A 19,856-nucleotide genomic window follows, 5' to 3' on the forward strand; every position below is an offset into this window, starting at 1 on the left:
CACAATCAGCCGTCAGTCAAGATCCGGTACCTCGGTGCCGCCTTGTTGCAAACGCCCCTGGGGCGAATGGACAAGCGATGAAGTTCTGCAGTGTATGTGGGAATCTGGTGCGTGTGGGGGTTCCGCAGGGCGACAACCGCCCGCGGCACATCTGTGACCACTGCGGCACCGTGCACTATCACAATCCCAAGGTGGTCGCCGGGTGCATCGCGCACTGGGGGGACAAGGTCCTGATGTGCCGGCGTGCGATCGAGCCGCGACTCGGGCTGTGGACGGTGCCGGCCGGTTTCATGGAGAACGGCGAGACCACCTACGAGGCGGCGATGCGCGAGACCCTCGAAGAGGCGAACGCGCGGGTCGCCGTCGACGATCTGTTCGTCACGGTCAACCTGCCGCACATCAGCCAGGTCTATATGCTGTTTCGCGCACGGCTGCTGGACCTGGAATTCTCTCCCGGTGCCGAGAGCCTGGACGTCGAGCTCCTCGGCGAACACGAGATACCCTGGGCAGAGATGGCGTTTCCGACCGTCAGCGAGGCCCTCAAACTGTATTTCGCGGACCGCGCCCAGGGCACTTTTCGCGTGCGCATGCTCGATATCGTGCGCGAGGACGGGGTGCCGGGCCGCTACAGCGTGCGCGTGGTCGCCTGACGGGTTCAGGCCGCGGGCGCGCCGGCGACCCAGAGCAGCGAGGGTTCATCGCCCTGCTGGAGCTTCTTCTTCAAGACGATCTTGCCGTGCTCGAGTCCCCATTCGAGCACATCGGCGGCGTCCGGTCCCTCGCTGACCGCGGCCGCGACATTCGTCGGCTGGCCGAGTTGGTCGATCAGGTGGCCGAGGAGTTGCTCGTGATAGGGGCCGCGGTAGACCAGCTGCATCGCGCTGAGCTTGTCCGCCAGGAAGTACAGGGTCAGGGCACGTGCGGGATAGCCGTTGAACGCACCGACCTTGGCCACGCACAGTGCGTCGCCGAATGGTGAGTTCTTGGCGCCGCACTTCCAGTCGATATCGCCGAATACCTTCTCGATGTCCGCACGGCTGTATGCCGGGCTCAGCACTCTGAGGTTGAGTTTGATCTCGTCTTCGCCGACCAGCCACAGCAGCGCGCGGTCGGAGATGCGTGCGCCCTCATCGGTGAAGATCAGCCAGTAGGGCGGCACGAACACCAGGATCAGGATAAGGATCGTCTTGTGGATGTTCGGTGTCTTTTCCGCCATCGAGGTCCGCCGCTATCGTTTGCTGAGGAAATCGCCGAGCCGGCATGGCCGTCCGGGATACAGGTTGTCGGCCATCGCGAGGAACAACTCGGCGGTCGCGAGCGCGTCGCTCAATGCGTTGTGCGCCTTGTACTGCGGCAGATTGTAGCGCGGCCGCAGGTTGAACAGGCGAAGGTCGCCGGGCTGGATCGTGTGGTTGCGCCGCTCGAACACCCGCTGACCGATCTCCAGCGTGTCGATGATCGGGATCACGAACGGCGCACCGTACAGCCGGCGGCACACCGCATCGATGAAGTTCTGCTCGATCGGCGAATAGTGAACCAGCATCGGGCGTCCGGCGAGCCGCCGCAGCAGTTCGGGCATCAGTTCCTCGATCGGCGCACCGGCCGCCGATTGATCATCGGTGATCTGGTGGATCACCGCGGATTCGCCGGGGATATCGCGGTCGATGCGCACGATGCTGTGCCAGGCGGTTGAGAGCTTGACGCGGAAGCCCTCGATGTTGACCAGGCCGATGCTCAGGATGACGTCCTTGCGCGGATCGAGCCCGGTGGTCTCGAGGTCGATCGCGACGATCTCGATCTCACGGCAGTCGCTGTGCCTGTCCGGAAACGGCGTCGCGAGGTAATCGGCCAGCGGGCCCGGTGCCGCCTTGGCCAACGCCTGCCTGCGCCGGTAGTCCTTGCCGAGGAAACGGGTCAGCATCGCGGCCTATCCGAGCTTGTCCGCGCCGAAGCGCTTGACCATGGTTTCCTGCATGCTCTGGATCACCTTGAACGCATGTTTGAGGTGCTCGCGTTCCAGCTCGGACAGCTCGCTCGGCGGTACGTAGTTGTCCGGGGCCTTGCCCAACCGGATCTGCTGTGCCTGGTGCTGGATGCGCAGCGAGGCGATGAACTCCAACGCGTCCTCCAGGTTCTCGGCCATCTCGGTCGAGATGGCCGCGCTGCCCGCGCAGGCGCGCAGCCGCTCGACGGTATTCACCGGTTCCTTGCCGAGCGACAGTGCGAGCAGGCGCGCGATGTCGGTGATCGGCACGATGCCGCGGTGTTTCAGGTCGAGTGTGTCGTCGTGTTCGCCGCCGCGTTCCAGCACGAACTGGCGGAAGAACCCCAGTGGCGGCCGGTGCTGCATCGCGTTGGCCATCATATAGGCGAGGAAGATGCGGTTCTCCTGCGACTTCTTCAGAATCATGGTCTGCAGCGGCGGGAACAGCTCGAAGGTCCCGGTCACCGGGCGCAGGTCGAAGAAGATGCTCGACAGCATCATCGACATCGGGTCCGGACTCTCGATCCAGCGCGTGAAATAGCCCTGCCAGACCTTCAGCGGCTGGCGCCACTGTGGATTGGTGGCCATGGCGTTGCCCGGGCAATACATGAAGCCACAGGCGTCCAGCCCGTCGCTGACGAACTGTGCGAGCGCGCTGAAATAGCCGTCGTGCTGTTCGGCGACGAAGTCGTCGGACAGCAGCAGCGCATTGTCCTGGTCGGAGTGCGAGCTCTGCTCGTGGCGGGCCTGCGAACCACCGGCCATCCACAGGTAGGCCGTCGGCGGAGGACCGAGCTTGTCCTCGGCCATCTCCAGCAGGCGCGCGGTGATCGAGTCGGTCAGGCAAGACACCGCCTCGCCGATGTGGCGCGCCGTCACGCTCGCGTTGGCCAGGTGCAGATGCAGGTTCGGCAGGCGTTTGCTGACCTCGATCAGGTCTTCGACCGTCTTGGCCTTGCGCACGTCGGCCGCGAGGTAGGCGGAGTTCGCACTCTGGTGATTGGCCAGGTCGGTCGCGGTGATCATGCCGATCAGCGCGCCGTTTCGGGTTACCGGCAGGTGGTGGAAGTGCATGCGCGTCATGGTCATCAATGCCTGCACGGTCAGGGTGCTGGCATCGATGGTCTTGGGATCGGGCGTCATGATCTGGTCGATCGGCTCACTGCCGTTCAGGCCGATCGCAACGCACCGCTTGCGCAGGTCGCGATCGGTGACCAGGCCGATCAGCTGCTCGTCGCGCATCACCATCACCGACGAAACATCCTTGTTGCTCATCAGCGCCGCGGTCTCGCGGATGGTCATGCCGGAGTTCACGGAAATCGGCTTCTTGCGGACCAGGCTGCCGACCTCGACCATCATCGCGGCGACGCTGGGATCGTCGGATTCCTGCACCGTCGTGACCGCGGCCTTGAGGCGCTCCTTGACGGTGGCCGAAAAGTGCTCGCTGAACGCCGTCGACTCGCGGCACAGCGCCTTCAATCGCTCGCAGCTGAGCATGTACAGCAGGGTGTCTTCGACCGCCTCGCCGCGATCGCATTCCGACAGGTTCACCAGCTGGCAGGTCACGCTGTAGGTATCGCCCTCGGCGAGCTTCTCGCACAGCTCACCGTCGGTGTCGAAGATCTTGATCGCGCCGCTGCGCACGACGTACAGGAAGCCCTCGTCAGGCGGGAACTCGCCACCGCGGCGCAGATAGCGGATCTCGATGTCTCTCGGCAGTTCGTCGAGCAGTTCGGTGCTCAGGTAATTGAACGGATTGCGTCGTTCGAGAAACTGTCGGATCTCGATCAGTTCAACTTCCATCGTGCGGGCACCTTGTCGGACGGTGTTTATGTCAACCGACGAGCTTATCAAAACGCGCCGTTGCTGACCTTTTGAATGCGCAGGCAGCGACTATTGGCGGCCCGCATGGTCGGCGACGAGGGTCGCAACCGGGGATGTCGCGACATAAAAAACCCCGCCTCGAAGAGGCGGGGTGAAGGCTTCTACAGGGATCTTGTTATCAGTGGCCGGTCGCGACGCCTGCGCCCTTGGGCACGCGGATGTCTTCGACCAGGTGCTGGATGTGCTCCGGCGGCTCGGCGGTGACTTTCGACACCACGATGCCCACGACGAAGTTGACCAGCGCACCGACGGCACCGAAGGCCTCCGGCGTGATACCGAAGAACCAGTTCGCTTCCATGTCACCCAGATACGCGGTACCCGGGATGAAGAAGATGCCCTTGTGCTGGAACACGTACAGCAGCGTGATCCCGATACCGGAGATCATCCCCCAGATCGCGCCGGCGCGGTTCACCTTCTTGTTGAAGATGCCCATCATCAACGCCGGGAAGATCGACGACGCGGCCAGACCGAATGCCAGTGCCACGGTACCTGCCGCGAAGCCGGGTGGATGCAGACCGAGGTAACCGGCCAACGCGATCGCGCCGATCATCGACAGACGGCTCGCCAGCAGTTCCGACTTCTCCGAGATGTTGGGGTTCAACATGCCCTTGACGATGTCGTGCGATACCGCCGAGGCGATCGCCAGCAACAGACCGGCAGCGGTCGACAGCGCCGCGGCGAGACCGCCGGCGACGACGATCGCGATGACCCAGTTGGGCAGCCCGGCGATTTCCGGGTTGGCCAGCACCATGATGTCACGGTCGACCGTGGTCATCTCGTTGCCTTTCCAGCCCCAGGCCTCGGCCTTCTTGGCCATCTCCGGATCCTTGTCGTTGTAGTACTGGATACGACCGTCGCCGTTCTTGTCCTCGTGTGCCAGCAGACCGGTCTTCTCCCAGTTCTTGAACCACTGCGGGGCGTCGGCGACGAGCAGGTTGGCGCTCGGATCACCGATCGGCTTGGACGGATCCTGGATGGTGTTCATCAGGTTCAGGCGTGCCATCGAGGCCACTGCCGGAGCGGTGGTGTAGAGGATCGCGATGAACACCAGCGCCCAACCGGCCGAGCTGCGTGCGTCCTTGACCTTCGGCACGGTGAAGAAGCGGATGATGACGTGCGGCAGACCCGCGGTACCGATCATCAGCGACAGGGTGTAGACGAACATGTTCAGCTTCGATCCGTACACCTGTTCGGAATACTTCGCGAAGCCGAGGTCGGTCACCACCGAGTCGAGCTTCTCCATCATCGTCAGACCGGAACCGTCCGCCATCGAACCGATCAGGCCGAGCTGCGGGATCGGGTTGCCGGTCAGGTTCAACGAGATGAAGATCGCCGGGATGGTATAGGCGAGGATCAGCACGACGTACTGCGCGATCTGCGTGTAGGTGATGCCCTTCATGCCGCCCAACACCGCGTACACGAACACGATACCCATACCGATGTACAGTCCGGCCTCGTAGCTGGTCTCGAGGAAGCGCGAGAACGCGACACCGATACCCTTCATCTGGCCGATGACGTAGGTCACCGACGCCAGGATCAGGCAGATGACGGCCACCAGACGCGCGGTCTGCGAGTAGAAACGCTCGCCGATGAACTCCGGCACCGTGAACTTGCCGAACTTACGCAGGTAAGGGGCAAGCAGCAGTGCCAGCAGCACGTAACCGCCGGTCCAGCCCATCAGGAACACCGAACCGCCGTAGCCGGTGAACGCGATCAGGCCGGCCATCGAGATGAACGATGCCGCGGACATCCAGTCGGCCGCGGTGGCCATACCGTTGGCGACCGGGTGGATGCCTTTGCCGGCGACGTAGAACTCGCCGGTCGTCCCGGCACGGGCCCAGATCGCGATGCCGATGTACAGCGCGAAGGTCGCGCCGACGACAATGTAAGTGAGTGTAGAGAGATCCATTTAACGTAACCTCTTAGTCTTCGTGCACGTCGAACTCGCGATCAAGCGCGTTCATCCGGGCGGCATAAAAGAAGATCAGGACGATAAAGACGTAAATCGATCCCTGTTGGGCAAACCAGAAACCGAGCCCCACACCGCCGATTCGGATGGCGTTGAGGGCGTCGGCGAGGATGATCCCGAAGCCGTACGAGACGACAAACCAGACCACCAGCAGACTCACTACAAGGCGAATATTCGCCTTCCAGTACTGCGCAGCTTTTGTATCCATAACTCGATCACTCCGCGGTTTATGACAGTAAACTTCTGTTTTTTCCGATCCCCGGTCCCGGCTCGACCGCTCCCGCTGGCATGCTCGCCTTGTTGATGGATTCCGTTCCGTACTTGTCGTGGGGGCGATCCGGGCTTTTGTTACCTGCGTCACACGCAGGTCGCCGAGTGCGCCGATTGTCCCGGTGGCCTGAGGCTTTTGTCAAAGCAAATCAGTGACTTAAATCGCCCGATACGGGGCGTCGCGGGGCCGTTTTTGAGTGCAAAGGTAACGGATCGAGGGGTTGTTTGTTACCTAAGGTAACGTCAGTGTGTCGCGTGGTAAAAGGTCGAAAAAACCTGTGCCGCGGCTTTCCTCAACCACGCCGTTTCGGCCGTGGCAGGCCGAAGCGCTGTCGGCGTTCCCACAGCGCCTTGCGGCTGATGCCGAGCGCGTTGGCGAGTTCCGTCTCGGTCATCCGATCCTGATGTTCCAGTACGAACACCCGGAAATACTCCTCGAGCGACAGGCGGTCGTTGACGTCGGCAGCGGCCGCATTGCTGGTCACGCGGTGGTCGATCGCCAACAGGTCGGGGGTGATCACCTCGCCGTCGCACAGGATCACCGCGCGCTCGATCGCGTTCGACAGCTCGCGCACGTTGCCGGGCCAGTGATACCGGCGGATCGCATCGAGTGCCTCGCGACTGAGTTTCAACTGCGCGCGGCCCAGTTGCTTGCGGGTCTTGTCGAGCAGGTAGACCGCGAGTTCGATCACGTCGTCGCCGCGCTCGCGTAGCGGTGGCAACGCCAGTTCGACGACCCGCAGGCGGAAGTACAGGTCGCTGCGGAACGCATTCTCCTGGACCAGTTTGCGCAGGTCGCGATGGGTGGCCGCGAGGATGCGCACATTCGGTACATCGCTGCCGTGGCCGGTGCTGTCGTGACCACCGCCCTGCAGTACGCGCAACAGGCGGGCCTGGGCCGCCAGCGGCAGCTCGCCGATCTCGTCGAGAAACAGCGTGCCACCCTCGGCACTCTGCATCAGACCGGGGCGGAAGCGGTCCGCCTGGTGCTGGCCGAACAGCTCGGCCTCGATTGCCTGCTCCGGGACCGCCGCGCAATTGAACGCGACGAAGGGTGCGTCGCAGCGCCGGCTGTGCTTGTGCAGTGCGCGTGCGACCAGTTCCTTGCCAGTCCCCGACTCACCGGTGATCAGCACCGTCGCCTCGGTCGGCGCGACCTTGTGGATGCGGCCACAGACCTCGCTCATCGCGGCGCTCTTGCCGATCATGCCCGCGACCGGGTAGGCCTGGTCGACGTCGGTCTGGAGCGCAGCGGCGCGGCGTTCTTTCTGCTTTTCGCGCAACACCTTGTCGACCAGCATCACCAGTTCGTCGTGGTCGAACGGCTTGGCGATGTAGTCGGCGGCACCGCTCTTCATCGCGTCGACCGCCGAGGTCACGGTCGCGAAACTGGTCATGATGATCACCGGGACGTCCGGGACGCGCTTGAGCACCGCGTCCCCGGGCGCGCCGGGCAGTCGCAGATCGGTGATGATCAGCTGGTAGTCGTCGAGCCGGCCGGCGGCCTCGGCGGCCTCGACCGATTCGGCCTCGCTGACCTGGTGGCCGTGCCGTTCCAGCAGACGGCGCAGCGCGCCACGGATCACCGGTTCGTCTTCAATGATGAGCAAGCGGTTCATAGGGCTGTTCCACTTCGTGCAGCGGCAGGCTGACGACCACCCGGGTGCCGAAACCGGCCTGCGAGTCGATCGTCAGGGTACCGTTGTGGTCCTCGATGATCTTGTAGGCCAGCGACAGGCCGAGTCCGGTCCCCTGGCCGGTCGGTTTGGTCGTATAGAAGGGTTCGAAGATCGTCTCGCGCAGTTCCTCGGGGATGCCCTGGCCCTGGTCCATCACCTCGATCACCGCCTCGCCGGCCGCGCAACGCGCCAGCAGGTCCACCCGGTCACCGGTGCGCGAGGCGTCGGCGGCGTTGCTGAGCAGGTTGACCAGCACCTGCGACAGCTGCTGGCGGTTGCCGGTCAGTACGATGTCATCCGGACAGCTCGCCTCGAAGCGGATGCCGTCGTGCTTGTGGGTCAGGCGCAGCAGATGCACGGCATCATCGACCGCCTCGTGCAGCGCGAAGGTCTCGCGTTGCAGCAGGTGGCGGCTGCCGCGGCTGAACCCCTTCAGGGCGCGCAGGATGTCGCTGATGCGCCGGGTCTGCGCGATGATCTCCTCGATGCTCTGGCCGACCACCTGGGGGTCTTCCTCGTGACGCAGGTTCTGCGCCAGTGACGCGATCCCGGTCACCGGGTTGCCGATCTCGTGCGCCACGCCGGCGGCCAGGCGCCCGACCGAGGCGAGGCGGTCGTTGTGTGCGAGTTCGGCCTCGAGGTTGCCCAGGTCGGTCAGGTCCTCGATCAGCATCACCATGCCGGGACGCGACGGCCCGGCGCCCTCGATCACCGGGTCCGCATAGGCGGCCTTGTGCAGGTTGTACCAGCGCGGGCGACCGGAGACGGCCAGCTCCATGCGGTAGGTGTGGTCCTCGGCGGTGCGCGCGAACCCGGCCAGCAGGCCGTCCCACGGCCGCGGCAGCTTGTTCAACGGTGTGCCGATCAGCTGTCGTGCCGCGACCCCGGTCATGGTTTCCAGGGCCAGGTTCCACAGCACGATCTTGCCCTGGTTGTCGGTCGCGCAGACGCCGAGCGGCAGGTCCTGGAGGATCTGCCGGTGCAGACGGCGCAGGTTGTCCAGTTCGACGCTCAGACCCTGCAGCTGCGAGCGCGAGGTCTCGAGGCGGTCCTCGACATAACGCATCGAATCGGCCAGCGCGGTCTTCGCCTCGGGGTCGAGTTCGAGCCGCCGGTTGACGATGATGTGAGCGAGCTGCGGGCCGAGCAGACCGGAGAGGTTGCGCTCGATGCGTTCACGCAAACGGCGCAGTTCCGGGATGCGCCGCTCGTTGGTGCGCATGCCGAGATCGGCGAGCGCCTGGTCGACCTCGCGGTCGGCCATGTCCTTGCCGAGCGTGCCGGCGAGCAGGCTGCGGAACTCGGTCGGTGAGCCGGCGGCGACCACGCCCGCCAGCGGCACCGTGAAATCCGCGCAGCACGCGCGGGCCGCCTCCATCTCGCCGCTCGACTGGCGGGTGATCATCGAGACCAGCACGAAGAGCCCACCGTTCACGGTCAGGGTCGCGAAGGTCGCGAACGCCCATTTGTTCATGCCGCTCGATGCGACCAGCGCGGGCACGCCCATGTCGGTGATCAGGATGCCGGAGCCGTGCAGCAGTGGTGCCAACAGCAACACCGACCAGACGCTGACGCCGCCGAGCAGGCCGACGATGAACCCGGCGCGCGTCGCGCGTCGCCAGTACAGCAGGCCGCCGACCCCGGGAAGGAACTGGGCGACCGCGACGAACGAGATCAGGCCCAGCTCGACCAGGCCCTGGCTGTGCTTGAGTCCGGCGTAGAAACCATAGCCGGCCATGATGATCAGGCCGATCAAAAGACGCCGGCCCCACAGGATCCAGCGGTACAGGTTCATCGCCGGGTCCGGGTAGCTGGCCGGCAGCAACAGGTGGTTCAGGCTCATCGACGCCAGCGCGATGCTGGTCACGATGACCATCGCGCTGGCCGCGGACAGGCCACCGATGAACGCCAGCAGCGACAACCACGTCGGGCCCTGGGCGAGGGTGATGCCGAGCACGTAGTAGTCGGGATTGATGCCGAGTTGCAGACGCTGTCCGGCCCACAGGATCACCGGGATCGAGATGTTCAGCAGCAGCAGGAAGGCCGGCATCGCCCAGGTCACGGTGCGCAGGCCACGCGGATCGAGGTTTTCGGTGAACAGCATGTGGAACTGGCGCGGCAGCAGGAAGGCGGCGGCGAACGACAGGAAGATCAGCGCGTTCCACGGGCTTTCGTGTACCGGGCGGTACAACGCCTCGAGCGCCTCGGGATGGCGTTGCAGCCAGGTGTCCAGGCCGACCGGGCCGTCGAACACCGCGAGCAGCGCATAGCCGCCGATCAGCAGCAGCACCACCAGTTTGATCAGCGACTCGAACGCGATCGCGACCACCAGTCCGCGGTGTTTCTCGCGCGGCGAGATGTGCCGCGCGCCAAACAACACGCCGAACAGGATCAGCGTCGCGCAGAACACCAGCGCGACGGTGTTCGAAGGCACCTCGCTGCTCAGGACGCTCAGCGACTCGGTCACCGCGCGCACCTGCAGCGCGATGTACGGCAGGGTGCCGAGCAGCATGAACAGCGTCACCAGGACGCCGACCGCCTGGCTGCGGTAACGGAACGCGAGCAGGTCGGCCAGCGAGGTCAGCTGGTATTCGCGACTCAGCCGCAGGATCGGCCGCAGCAACAGCGGGCTGAGTACGAACGCCAGGGTCGCGCCAATGTAGATGGTCAGGTACAGCAGGCCGTTGTGCGCGGCATAGCCGACGCTGCCGTAGTAGGTCCAGGAGGTCGCATAGACGCCGATCGACAGCGTATAGGTCAGCGGGTGGGTGACCCAGGCGGTCGGCACCAGTCCGCGGTCGGTCGCGAACGCGACCAGGAACAGGATCAGCAGATAGACGAAACCCGCCGCGAACAGCGTCGCGAGTTCATGGCTCATCGGGATCGTTCCGGCGGTGGATTAGCAGCGCGCCGAGGATCACCAGCAACCACAGCCCGTAGGGTGTCAGCCAGCCGAAACGGGTGTGCGCCCACCAGTCCGCCACCGGGCTGGCGAACAACAACAGCAGCAGGGCGCCGAGCACGACGGCGAGTTCTTTGCTGATCGGGAGGCGCGGCGGCAGCATGCGGTCAGCCTAGCACCGGATCGGTGTTACGAATAGTAACGACCGACCCGGGCGATCGCGGTGCCGCGCCGGCGACGCCTGCAGTGCGTCCGGGCGTGCTTTAATTGGGTCAATAACAATCGTTAATGGGCCGTCCGGCCCGCGCTCGCACTTGGGGAGCAGGCATGAACCCGGAAAAGGTCGTCTTCGGTTTCTTCATCGTATTGGCGCTGACCCTGAACTTCGGGTTCTTCGTCGGCGAGATCGAGAACCCCGATCATCACCACGTCTACGAGTTGTTCGCGGTGGTCGTCGTGAACCTGATCGCGACGGTGCTCAAATTCGGCGACCGCAGCCAGATGGGCGCGCTGTTGCTGGCGACCAGCCTGGTCGCGATCCTGCAGCTGATCGCCGCGACCATCCTGTGGACCTTCGCGGTGCATATCAGCGGCACCGGCCTGACACCGGTGGTGACCGCGAGCATCGTGTCGCTGTCCGGTGGTGCGATGCTGGCCAACGTGATCTCCGTGGTGCTGCTGATCATCGAGACCGTGATGCTGCGGCGCTGAGCGAACGTCCGGGCTGCGGGCGCATGGAAAACATCGTCTTTCTGATCCTGCGTCGCATGCGTCAACCGCTGTTGACGCTGCTGCTGGTGTACGCGATCGCGGTACTCGGGCTGACCCTGATCCCGGGTCGGGACCCCGACGGCAACCTGTGGCACATGAGCATCTTCCACGCGTTCTACTTCGTCAGCTACATGGCGACCACGATCGGCTTCGGCGAGATCCCGTACGCGTTCACCGATGCCCAGCGCCTGTGGGTCAGCCTGTCGCTGTACGCCTCGGTGATGGCGTGGATCTACGCGTTCGGCACCATCCTCGCGCTGGTCCAGGACCGCACCTTCCAGGAGGCGATCGCCGAGCACCGTTTCACACGGCGCATCCGCCGCATGCGCGAGCCGTTTCACCTGGTGTGCGGTTACGGCGAGACCGGCACCGCGCTGGTGAAGTCGCTGACCCAGCGCGGTCAGCACGCGGTGGTGATCGACATCGACGAGGCGCGCACCAGCATCATCCAGCTCCAGGATCTGCGCGAGGTGGTCCCGGCGCTGCACGGCGATGCCGCGGTGACCCGGCATCTCCAGGAGGCCGGGCTGCAGAATCCGGCGTGTGCCGGCGTGGTCGCGCTGACCGACGACAACGAGGTGAACCTGAAGATCGCGATCACCGCGAAACTGCTCAATCCGAAGGTCAAGGTGATCTGTCGCGCCGACTCGCACGACATCGAGGAGAACATGGCGTCGTTCGGCACCGACCACATCGTCGACCCGTTCGATACCTTCGCCGGTCACCTCGCGGTCGCGTTCCAGGCGCCCTGCATGTACCTGTTGCAGCGCTGGCTGACCGGCCGCGAGGGCAGCGAACTCAGCGAGCCGGTGTATCCGCCGCGCGACGGTCATTGGATCGTGTGCGGCTACGGCCGCTTCGGCAAGGCGATCTGCGCCCGCCTCAAGGGCGAGGGCGTGCGGGTCGTCGTGATCGAGGCCCGCCCCGAGGCGACCGGGCGGCCGGACGCCGATTTCGTCGAGGGGCGGGGTACCGAGGCCGACACCCTGCACGAGGCGGACGTCGAGGGGGCCGCGGGACTGGTCGCCGGGACCGACAACGACGCCAACAACCTGTCGATCGTGATGACCGCCCGCGAACTGAATCCGGACCTGTTCGTCGTGGTCCGGCAGAACCAGAACGACAACCGCGAGATCATCGCGGCGGTCAGCGCGGACATGGTGATGCATCCGAGCGCGATCATCGCCGACAAGATCCGCGTGCTGCTGGCGACACCGATGCTGTACGAGTTCATGTCGCTGGGGCTGTACCAGGAGGACAGCTGGGCCTGCGAGCTGGCCAGCCGGGTCAGCGCGCTGGTCAGTGACCAGGTACCGAACATCCGCGAATGGGTACTGCTCCCGGGCGAGGCCGGCGTGCTGCACGAATTTCTCAGCCAGGGCGGCAGCTTCACGATCCGCGATCTGCTGCGCGACGCCTGGCAGCGCGAGCGCACCCTGCCGGCGATCGTGCTGCTGATCCGGCGACGCAACGACCGGTTGCTGCTGCCGGAGGCGGGCACGCCGTTGAAGGTCGGCGACCGCCTGCTGCTGTGCGGCGACCGCGCCGCGTTCACGCGCATGCGCTGGACGGTCTCGCACCGCCACAGCCTCGACTACGTGCGGACCGGCGAGGACCGGCCGCACGGCTGGGTGTGGCGCCGCTGGTTCGGCGGGGCGCGCTGAGACGTGCGCGATTATCTGGTCATTAAAAAGTTTTATGGAAGCGATGGCGGCCGGCCACGTCTTTTGGCGGGTATTGGCACAGTGGGATCAGCCTTCCGCTAGAATCGACGTCCGCTGCCACCGCCTGCACAAAAAACGAGGAACCCGCGCATGAACCGATTGATTGTCTCCGTTGCACTGATCCTGACCCTGGCCCTGACCGGCCTCGCGCAAGCCGCCGAGAAGGCGCTCGACACGCCGCCGTTCGACAAGGCGATCGCGCGCGAGATGATCAGCAACAGCATCCAGCGCTTCGAACTCGCCGACGGCATCGGGGTCGACGACGCGGTACAGTCGATGCAGCTGCGCGCGAACATGCTGAACTTCAAAATGGTCGCGGATCTGCCGCTGTCCGAGCAGGTCAAGGCGATGGGCCAGGATGCCAATTACATGCGTATCCTGGCCTTCTGCGACGCGCTGATCGCCAAAAAGATGGTCGAGTACGACATCATCTTCGCCGGTTTCCTGCCATGCCGCATCGCGGTGCTGGAGGATTCCAACGGCAAGGGCTGGATCGTGACCACCAACATGGACATGATGCTGCACGCCGTCGATCTGCCCGAGGACCTGCAGCCGCTGGCGAAGAAGGTCCGCGACTCCATCTACAGCATCGTCGATGCCGGGGTGAACGGCGACCTCTGAGCCTGTTGCCCCACTGTTCGCGGACCGCCGGGGCCTGCACCGGCGGTCCGCGGTGACTTGATCTACCGCAGCAGGCAAGCAAAAAACCCTCCCGTACCGCTGGTTTCCTGTGCGATACTGCCCCCGCACTGTGCTGGCGACAAAATTACTCCAAACAACGCCGGCCGGCGGGTGACCCGTGGTTGCCCGAGTGCAGCAATAACTGCCCCGATGCAACGCAGCCCCAAGTGTCCCGAAGTGTGTGGGCGCCCGGTCGCTTCCGCGGCATCGATCCGCCTTCTTGAGGAGATACTAAATGGCACATATTGTCGTTCTTGGCGCCGGTACCGGCGGCATGCCCGCGGCCTACGAGCTGCGTGCCGAGCTTGGCAGCGAACACGAGATCACGATGGTCAACGAACGCGACTATTTCCAGTTCGTACCGTCGAACCCGTGGGTCGCGGTCGGCTGGCGCGATCGCAACAGCATCACCTTTGACATCCGCCCGCACCTGGAGCGCAAGGGCATCAATTTCATCGCCAAGCGCTGCGACAAGATCGACCCGCAGGGCAGTACGCTGACCTTCGAGGACGGCGAGACGCTCAAGTACGACTACCTGGTGATCGCAACCGGTCCGCGCCTGGCGTTCGAGGAGGTCGAGGGCGCCGGTCCGAACGGCGGCCACACGCACTCGGTTTGTACCGTCGACCATGCAGAGTCGGCCTATGAGGACTACAAGAAGCTGCTCGAAGAGCCCGGACACGTGGTGATCGGCGCGATGCCGTTCGCATCCTGCTTCGGTCCGGCCTACGAGTTCGCGTTCATCATGGACGCCGACCTGCGCAAGCGCAAAATGCGTGACCGCATCCCGATGACCTTCGTGACCTCGGAGCCGTACATCGGCCATCTCGGCCTCGGCGGCGTGGGGGATTCGCAGGGCATGCTCGAGAGCGAGATGCGCAACCACCACATGAAGTGGATCACCAATGCCAAGGTGACCAAGGTCGAGGCCGGCAAGATGTTCGTCGAGGAGTTCGACAATGCCGGGCACAAGGTCAAGGACCACGAGATCGCGTTCAAGTTCTCGATGATGCTGCCGGCGTTCAAGGGCGTCCAGGCGGTGATGTCGGTCGAGGGCCTGTGCAACCCGCGCGGCTTTGTGTTCGTCGACGAGTACCAGCGCAACCCGACCTACAAGAACATCTATTCGGCCGGTGTGTGCATCGCGATCCCGCCGGTCGAGGCGACCGCGGTACCGACCGGTGCGCCGAAGACCGGTTACATGATCGAGTCGATGGTGACCGCGATCGTGCACAACATCCACAACGAGCTCGACGGCAAGGAACCCGATCAGAAGGGTACCTGGAACGCGATCTGTCTGGCCGACATGGGCGACACCGGTGCGGCGTTCGTCGCGTTGCCGCAGATCCCGCCGCGCAATGTCGCGTGGTTCAAGAAAGGCAAGTGGGTGCACATGGCGAAGATCGCGTTCGAGAAGTACTTCATCCGCAAGATGAAGAAGGGTACCTCGGAGCCGATCTACGAGAAGTACATCCTGAAGATGCTGGGTATCAACCGACTGAAGTGACAGGCGGCGCCCGCTGATACGAACCCGGCCACGCGGCCGGGTTTTTTTTGCGCGGGTGTCGGGGTGGTGCAGCGCTCAAATGTTGTTGCGCTGCGCGCGGTTTGTGCTTGATGCGCTCGGCGGAGCGCGCCCGCGTTACTCTTCTTTGCGTGCCCAAAGAAGAGTAACCAGAAGAAAGGGCACCCGACGACTTGCCCCTCGCCGTTGGCGAGGGGTGCCCTGTGCTTCTCGCGTCGGGCGGCGCTCGGGAACTCGCTCCCTGGCGGTCGCTCAGACACCCCTCGCTTGGTCCCGCCCGCCGCTGCGATGCTCGGCGGCGTCCACGGGGCTCAGGGAGGCGATAGCCGGCTACGGAGCACCGGTTCCCCCTTGGTGCAGCCGAGCACCACAGGCGGAAAACGGATGAGCGCGAGGACTGTCTGACCGAGCGTAGCGAGGGAGTTCCGCAGCGCCCGTTTTGCGCCGAGGAGCGCAGGGTAGTCCGCGCGCAGCGCGGGCCAAGCCTTGGCGGTGCCTTTTTCTTTGCCTTCTTTCTTTTGGGCAAGCAAAAGAAAGAAGGGCGGGTGCGCTCCGCCGAGCGCTCTCCAAACCCACAGCGCATGGCCCTCCAACCACTGTCCGTACGCGGGTACCTGACGCCACGTCCGCGACGATCGACGGTGGCGCGGTTTGCTATGATCGCGCACTGATTCCACACCCGCGGCGAGAGCGCCCACCCAGATGAGCGGATCCCCGATCAATCGCCACAAAACGGTCGCGGTGCGCGTCGGCAGCGTCACCGTCGGTGGCAACGCGCCTGTGGTCGTGCAGTCGATGACCAACACCGACACCGCCGATATCAAGGCGACGGTAGACCAGGTCGCGGCACTGGCCCGCGCCGGGTCCGAGCTGGTGCGTATCACGGTCAACAGCGAGGATGCGGCACGCGCGGTGCCGGCGATTCGCGAAGGCCTGGACGCGCGCGGCGTCGAGGTGCCGCTGGTCGGTGACTTCCACTTCAATGGCCACCGGCTGCTCGCACAGTATCCGGAGTGTGCCCAGGCGTTGGCCAAGTACCGCATCAATCCGGGCAATGTCGGCAGCGGCGAGAAGCGCGATGCGCAGTTCGCGAGCATGATCGAGACCGCGATCGCGCTCGACAAGGCGGTGCGCATCGGCGTGAACTGGGGTTCGCTCGACAAGGGCCTGGTCGCGCAGATGATGGACGCGAACGCGCGTGCTGCGCAGCCGCTCGATGCCGACGCGATGATGCGCGAGGTGATGGTGGCCTCGGCGTTGCAGAGCGCCGCGAAGGCCGAGGAGATCGGCCTGCCGCGCGAGCGCATCGTGCTGTCGTGCAAGATGAGCGGCGTGCAGGACCTGATCGGCGTGTACCGTGCCCTGGCGTCGCGCTGCGACTATGCGCTGCACCTCGGGCTGACCGAGGCCGGCATGGGCTCGAAGGGCATCGTCGCGTCGACCGCGGCGCTCGCGGTCCTGCTGCAGGAGGGGATCGGCGACACCATCCGCATCTCGCTGACCCCGGAGCCCGGCGGCGACCGCACCCAGGAGGTGCGGGTCGCGCAGGAGATTCTGCAGTCGATGGGCCTGCGCGCCTTCATGCCGATGGTGATCGCCTGCCCGGGTTGCGGGCGGACCACCAGCACCTATTTCCAGCAGCTCGCGCAGGACATCCAGACCTATCTGCGCGAACAGATGCCACGCTGGCGCAACGAGTATCCGGGCGTCGAGGAGATGGACGTCGCGGTGATGGGTTGCGTGGTCAACGGGCCGGGCGAGAGCAAGCACGCCAACATCGGGATCAGCCTGCCGGGCACCGGCGAACAGCCGGCGGCCCCGGTGTTCGTCGACGGGCGCAAGACCGTGACCCTCAAGGGTGACAACATCGCCGCCGAGTTCCAGGCGATCGTCGACGACTACGTGCGCAGCCACTATGCGCCGGGCGTCGCGCCCGAGCGCAGCGCCTGACAATTCACCCAGTCGGCGTGGTGACGTTTCGCGCAACTTTGGCGAACCCGTGGCGTCTGTTGTTGAAGGCCCGCCGGACGCGTGCAAGCATTGGCGGCCCACGCAGCGGGCCGCGCTGCAACAATCATCAAGAACAACCCGATGGGAGGAGTGTTTCGTGAAAAAGACCAGTCTCGTGGCGATCGTCGCCGCTGCCCTCGCGAGTGTCCCCGCCGCCGCGGAGGACAACATGATCATCCAGGTGAAACGTATGTCGATGGACACCGCGAACACCATCGCCAAGGCCGCGGTCGAGGCCTGCCGCGAGAAGGGGATCCAGATCGGTGTCACGGTGGTCGATCGTGACGGCATACCGCAGGCGGTGCTGCGCGACACCATCGCGCCGGCGATCACGCTGCCGATCTCCAAGGGCAAGGCGTACGCCGCGGTGATGTTCAACGTGCCCACCTCGGCGCTGTCCGATCGCGCGAACACGCCGATCGGCCGGGTCCCGGGGGTGGTGATGTCGGCTGGCGGGGTGCCGATCCAGGTCGGCGGTGCGTTGCTCGGCGGGGTCGGGGTATCCGGTGCGCCGGCCGGCGAGACCGACGAGGAGTGTGCCAACGCCGGGGTCGAGGCGGTGCAGACCGATCTCGAGATGGCCGGCTGAGGTCACACCGCAGTCTGGCTGACCCCGCGAGGCCGCGGGGTCAGCCGCCGGCCTGTTTGCGCGCCAGGCGCGCATCGAACTTCTCGCGGTCGATGACGAAACGCTCGTGGGTGCCGCGCGAGATCGTGTCGACACCGTCGTGCGCCGCGACCTCGAACACCAGCCTGCGGCCTTCCACCGTGATCAACGCCACGTCCACGACGACCTCCAGCCCCGGCGGTGTCGCCGCCTCGTGACTGACATCGACATGGGTACCGACGGTCTGTTCGGTGGGCCAGTCGAGGTGCGGGTTGATCGCCCGGATGCAGGCCCATTCGAGCAGCCCGACCAGAAATCCGGTCGCGAACACCTCGGGCATAGCGCCGAACTCAGGGGATTCCGGATACAAGGCCGGTACCGTCTTGGAACCCGGCACGGTGAAGCGGTGGCTGTAGCGCAGGCCGGGCTGCAGGCTGTCCTTCATCGGTCTCTCGTCGGGATGCGTGCGGTGCCGTCGACTATGCCGCGCACGCGATAGCGCGGCAAGCCGGCAACCGTTCTCAGGCCTCGACCGAGACGCCGCGCGACCCGGGCTCCTCCCACAACGCGCGGACCACCGCCTGCAGCGCGGCGATCGCCGGTTCCGCGCTGCGCTGGCGCTGTACCGCGAAGCCCAGCGCGACGGTCGCCGGGTCGCCGTCCCACAGGCAGGCATCGCCCTGGCGCTGCAGCTGTTCCGCGTCGTCGGCGCGCAACAGCGACAGGCCGGCGCCGGCACGGATCAGCGCGCGCACCGCGTCCTCGCTGTCGACATACGCGACCTTGTGCGGCTGGTCGTCGAGGTCGGCGAACAACGACTGCATCAGCACATAGAACGGGCAGGTGTCGGAGGTGTAGACCCACGGCATCGCGGCGAGCGCGCGCCGGTCTGCGGCAGCGAGTCGCCCGGACCAGTCGGCCGGCCCGGTCACGCGCATCGACACGCTGGCGAGTTCCAGGGTCACGAGGTCGGCGCTCGTGCAAGGGCCGAAGAAGAAGCCACCGTCGAGCACTCCGCGGCGGATGTCCGGCAGGATCTGCGCACTCATGCTCTGCACGAAATGCGGACTGATGCGCGGATGGCGTTCCGCGAGCAGGCGGTGCAGTTCGCCGATGCGCATGAACTCGAAGTCGGTGTGTACGCCGACGCGCAGTTCGCCGACCAGCTCCTTCTGCAGCTGCTGGGCATCCGCCTTGAGCTGCGCCGCGGCGTTCAGCGTCGTCACCGCCTGGTCGTACAGCATCCGGCCTTTCGCGGTCAGCTGCATGCCGCGCGGCGTCCGTTCGAACAGGGTCACGCCGAGCTCCTCTTCGAGCGCCTTGAGCTGCGCACTGATCGCCGGCTGGCTGGTGAACAGCAGTTCCGCGGCGCGCGTCAGCGAACCCTCGTCGGCGATCTTCACGAAGGTGTTCAGTTGATACAGCTCCACCGGCGGCCTCTCCCATGTTGCAGCCCCTGTCAGGCATTGAAGCAGACCGGTGCCGGTTTGACCCATCGTGATTTCCGAAGGCCGCCTTCCAGACAAACGATTGGCCGTGCGCGCTGCACCCCTCTAGGGTTTCGGCAGGGTTCAGATGCGGGAGCAAGGCGATGGACGAGGGACACTGCAGCACGGTCGGGCACTACCGTCCGGCATTCCATCCGGGTCGGCTGTGGCGACGGCTGCGCGGGTTCGCGGCGCGCCTGGCGCAGATCGAGCAGCGCCGCCGCCAGCGCCAGGCGTTGGCCCGGCTCGATGCCCGGCTGTTGCGCGACGTCGGGATCAGCGTCGAGCAGGCCGCGCGCGAGGTACGCAAGCCGCTGTGGAGGGCCTGAGAAAACGATAGGCAAGCGCGCGCGGTGGGCGTAT

Annotated in this window: 18 protein-coding genes; 8 read left to right on the forward strand and 10 right to left on the reverse strand. The window is 65.3% G+C overall.

From position 1 onward, the window contains the following. Nucleotides 1–77 precede the first annotated feature (77 nt). The gene (locus H6955_10860; protein ID MCP5314053.1) at nt 78–650 is read left to right on the forward strand and encodes an NUDIX hydrolase; all 573 of its coding nucleotides are present in this window, start codon (nt 78–80) and stop codon (nt 648–650) included. A gap of 5 nt (nt 651–655) precedes the next feature. On the opposite strand, the gene H6955_10865 is transcribed toward H6955_10860, so the two are convergent. The 8 genes from H6955_10865 to H6955_10900 form a co-directional block, all read right to left on the reverse strand. After that, nucleotides 656–1,216, reverse strand: a complete 561-nt coding sequence (locus H6955_10865) for a hypothetical protein (protein ID MCP5314054.1) — start codon at nt 1,214–1,216, stop codon at nt 656–658. A 12-nt stretch (nt 1,217–1,228) separates the two neighbouring features. Continuing rightward, nucleotides 1,229–1,921 (reverse strand): 3'-5' exonuclease, encoded by a 693-nt coding sequence (locus H6955_10870; protein ID MCP5314055.1) that lies wholly within the window; start codon nt 1,919–1,921, stop codon nt 1,229–1,231. A gap of 6 nt (nt 1,922–1,927) precedes the next feature. Beyond that, complete coding sequence (locus H6955_10875) at nt 1,928–3,787, reverse strand: cyclic nucleotide-binding/CBS domain-containing protein (protein MCP5314056.1); 1,860 nt, start codon at nt 3,785–3,787, stop codon at nt 1,928–1,930. A 199-nt stretch (nt 3,788–3,986) separates the two neighbouring features. Continuing rightward, nucleotides 3,987–5,777 (reverse strand): cation acetate symporter, encoded by a 1,791-nt coding sequence (locus H6955_10880; protein MCP5314057.1) that lies wholly within the window; start codon nt 5,775–5,777, stop codon nt 3,987–3,989. 13 nt (nt 5,778–5,790) lie between these two features. Further along, nucleotides 5,791–6,045, reverse strand: coding sequence for a DUF4212 domain-containing protein (locus H6955_10885; protein ID MCP5314058.1), 255 nt, complete (start codon nt 6,043–6,045; stop codon nt 5,791–5,793). A gap of 355 nt (nt 6,046–6,400) precedes the next feature. After that, nucleotides 6,401–7,726: a sigma-54-dependent Fis family transcriptional regulator gene (locus H6955_10890; protein ID MCP5314059.1), complete on the reverse strand. Its 1,326-nt coding sequence runs from the start codon at nt 7,724–7,726 to the stop codon at nt 6,401–6,403. Then, the gene (locus H6955_10895; protein ID MCP5314060.1) at nt 7,704–10,664 is read right to left on the reverse strand and encodes a PAS domain S-box protein; all 2,961 of its coding nucleotides are present in this window, start codon (nt 10,662–10,664) and stop codon (nt 7,704–7,706) included. The genes H6955_10890 and H6955_10895 overlap by 23 nt, the downstream gene beginning before the upstream one ends. Then, entirely contained in the window at nt 10,654–10,851 is a 198-nt protein-coding gene (locus H6955_10900; GenBank protein MCP5314061.1) for a UTP--glucose-1-phosphate uridylyltransferase, read from the reverse strand. Before H6955_10900 ends, H6955_10895 begins: the two co-directional genes overlap by 11 nt. A gap of 164 nt (nt 10,852–11,015) precedes the next feature. On the opposite strand from H6955_10900, the gene H6955_10905 reads away from it, so the two are divergent. From H6955_10905 to H6955_10930, 6 genes are all read left to right on the forward strand, one after another. Further along, nucleotides 11,016–11,399 (forward strand): hypothetical protein, encoded by a 384-nt coding sequence (locus H6955_10905; GenBank protein ID MCP5314062.1) that lies wholly within the window; start codon nt 11,016–11,018, stop codon nt 11,397–11,399. Between the two features lie 23 nt (nt 11,400–11,422). Then, on the forward strand, nt 11,423–13,123 hold the full coding sequence (locus H6955_10910; GenBank protein MCP5314063.1) for a potassium channel protein: 1,701 nt from the start codon (nt 11,423–11,425) through the stop codon (nt 13,121–13,123). Nucleotides 13,124–13,273: 150 nt separating this feature from the next. Continuing rightward, the gene (locus H6955_10915) at nt 13,274–13,804 is read left to right on the forward strand and encodes a DUF302 domain-containing protein (GenBank protein ID MCP5314064.1); all 531 of its coding nucleotides are present in this window, start codon (nt 13,274–13,276) and stop codon (nt 13,802–13,804) included. Nucleotides 13,805–14,099: 295 nt separating this feature from the next. Further along, nucleotides 14,100–15,371 (forward strand): FAD-dependent oxidoreductase, encoded by a 1,272-nt coding sequence (locus tag H6955_10920; protein MCP5314065.1) that lies wholly within the window; start codon nt 14,100–14,102, stop codon nt 15,369–15,371. A gap of 720 nt (nt 15,372–16,091) precedes the next feature. Further along, nucleotides 16,092–17,339 (forward strand): flavodoxin-dependent (E)-4-hydroxy-3-methylbut-2-enyl-diphosphate synthase, encoded by a 1,248-nt coding sequence (gene ispG / locus H6955_10925; GenBank protein MCP5314066.1) that lies wholly within the window; start codon nt 16,092–16,094, stop codon nt 17,337–17,339. A 229-nt stretch (nt 17,340–17,568) separates the two neighbouring features. Beyond that, nucleotides 17,569–17,988, forward strand: coding sequence for a heme-binding protein (locus tag H6955_10930; protein ID MCP5314067.1), 420 nt, complete (start codon nt 17,569–17,571; stop codon nt 17,986–17,988). A gap of 40 nt (nt 17,989–18,028) precedes the next feature. Here H6955_10930 and H6955_10935 read toward each other — a convergent pair whose 3' ends face one another. Beyond that, nucleotides 18,029–18,451: a thioesterase family protein gene (locus tag H6955_10935; protein MCP5314068.1), complete on the reverse strand. Its 423-nt coding sequence runs from the start codon at nt 18,449–18,451 to the stop codon at nt 18,029–18,031. A 76-nt stretch (nt 18,452–18,527) separates the two neighbouring features. Further along, nucleotides 18,528–19,436: a LysR family transcriptional regulator gene (locus H6955_10940; protein ID MCP5314069.1), complete on the reverse strand. Its 909-nt coding sequence runs from the start codon at nt 19,434–19,436 to the stop codon at nt 18,528–18,530. Nucleotides 19,437–19,597: 161 nt separating this feature from the next. Between H6955_10940 and H6955_10945 the strand changes: the two genes are divergently transcribed. Continuing rightward, nucleotides 19,598–19,822 (forward strand): DUF1127 domain-containing protein, encoded by a 225-nt coding sequence (locus H6955_10945; protein ID MCP5314070.1) that lies wholly within the window; start codon nt 19,598–19,600, stop codon nt 19,820–19,822. Nucleotides 19,823–19,856: the final 34 nt, after the last annotated feature.

The organism is Chromatiaceae bacterium (genome assembly GCA_024235395.1).
Lineage (GTDB): Bacteria > Pseudomonadota > Gammaproteobacteria > Chromatiales > Chromatiaceae > Thiosocius.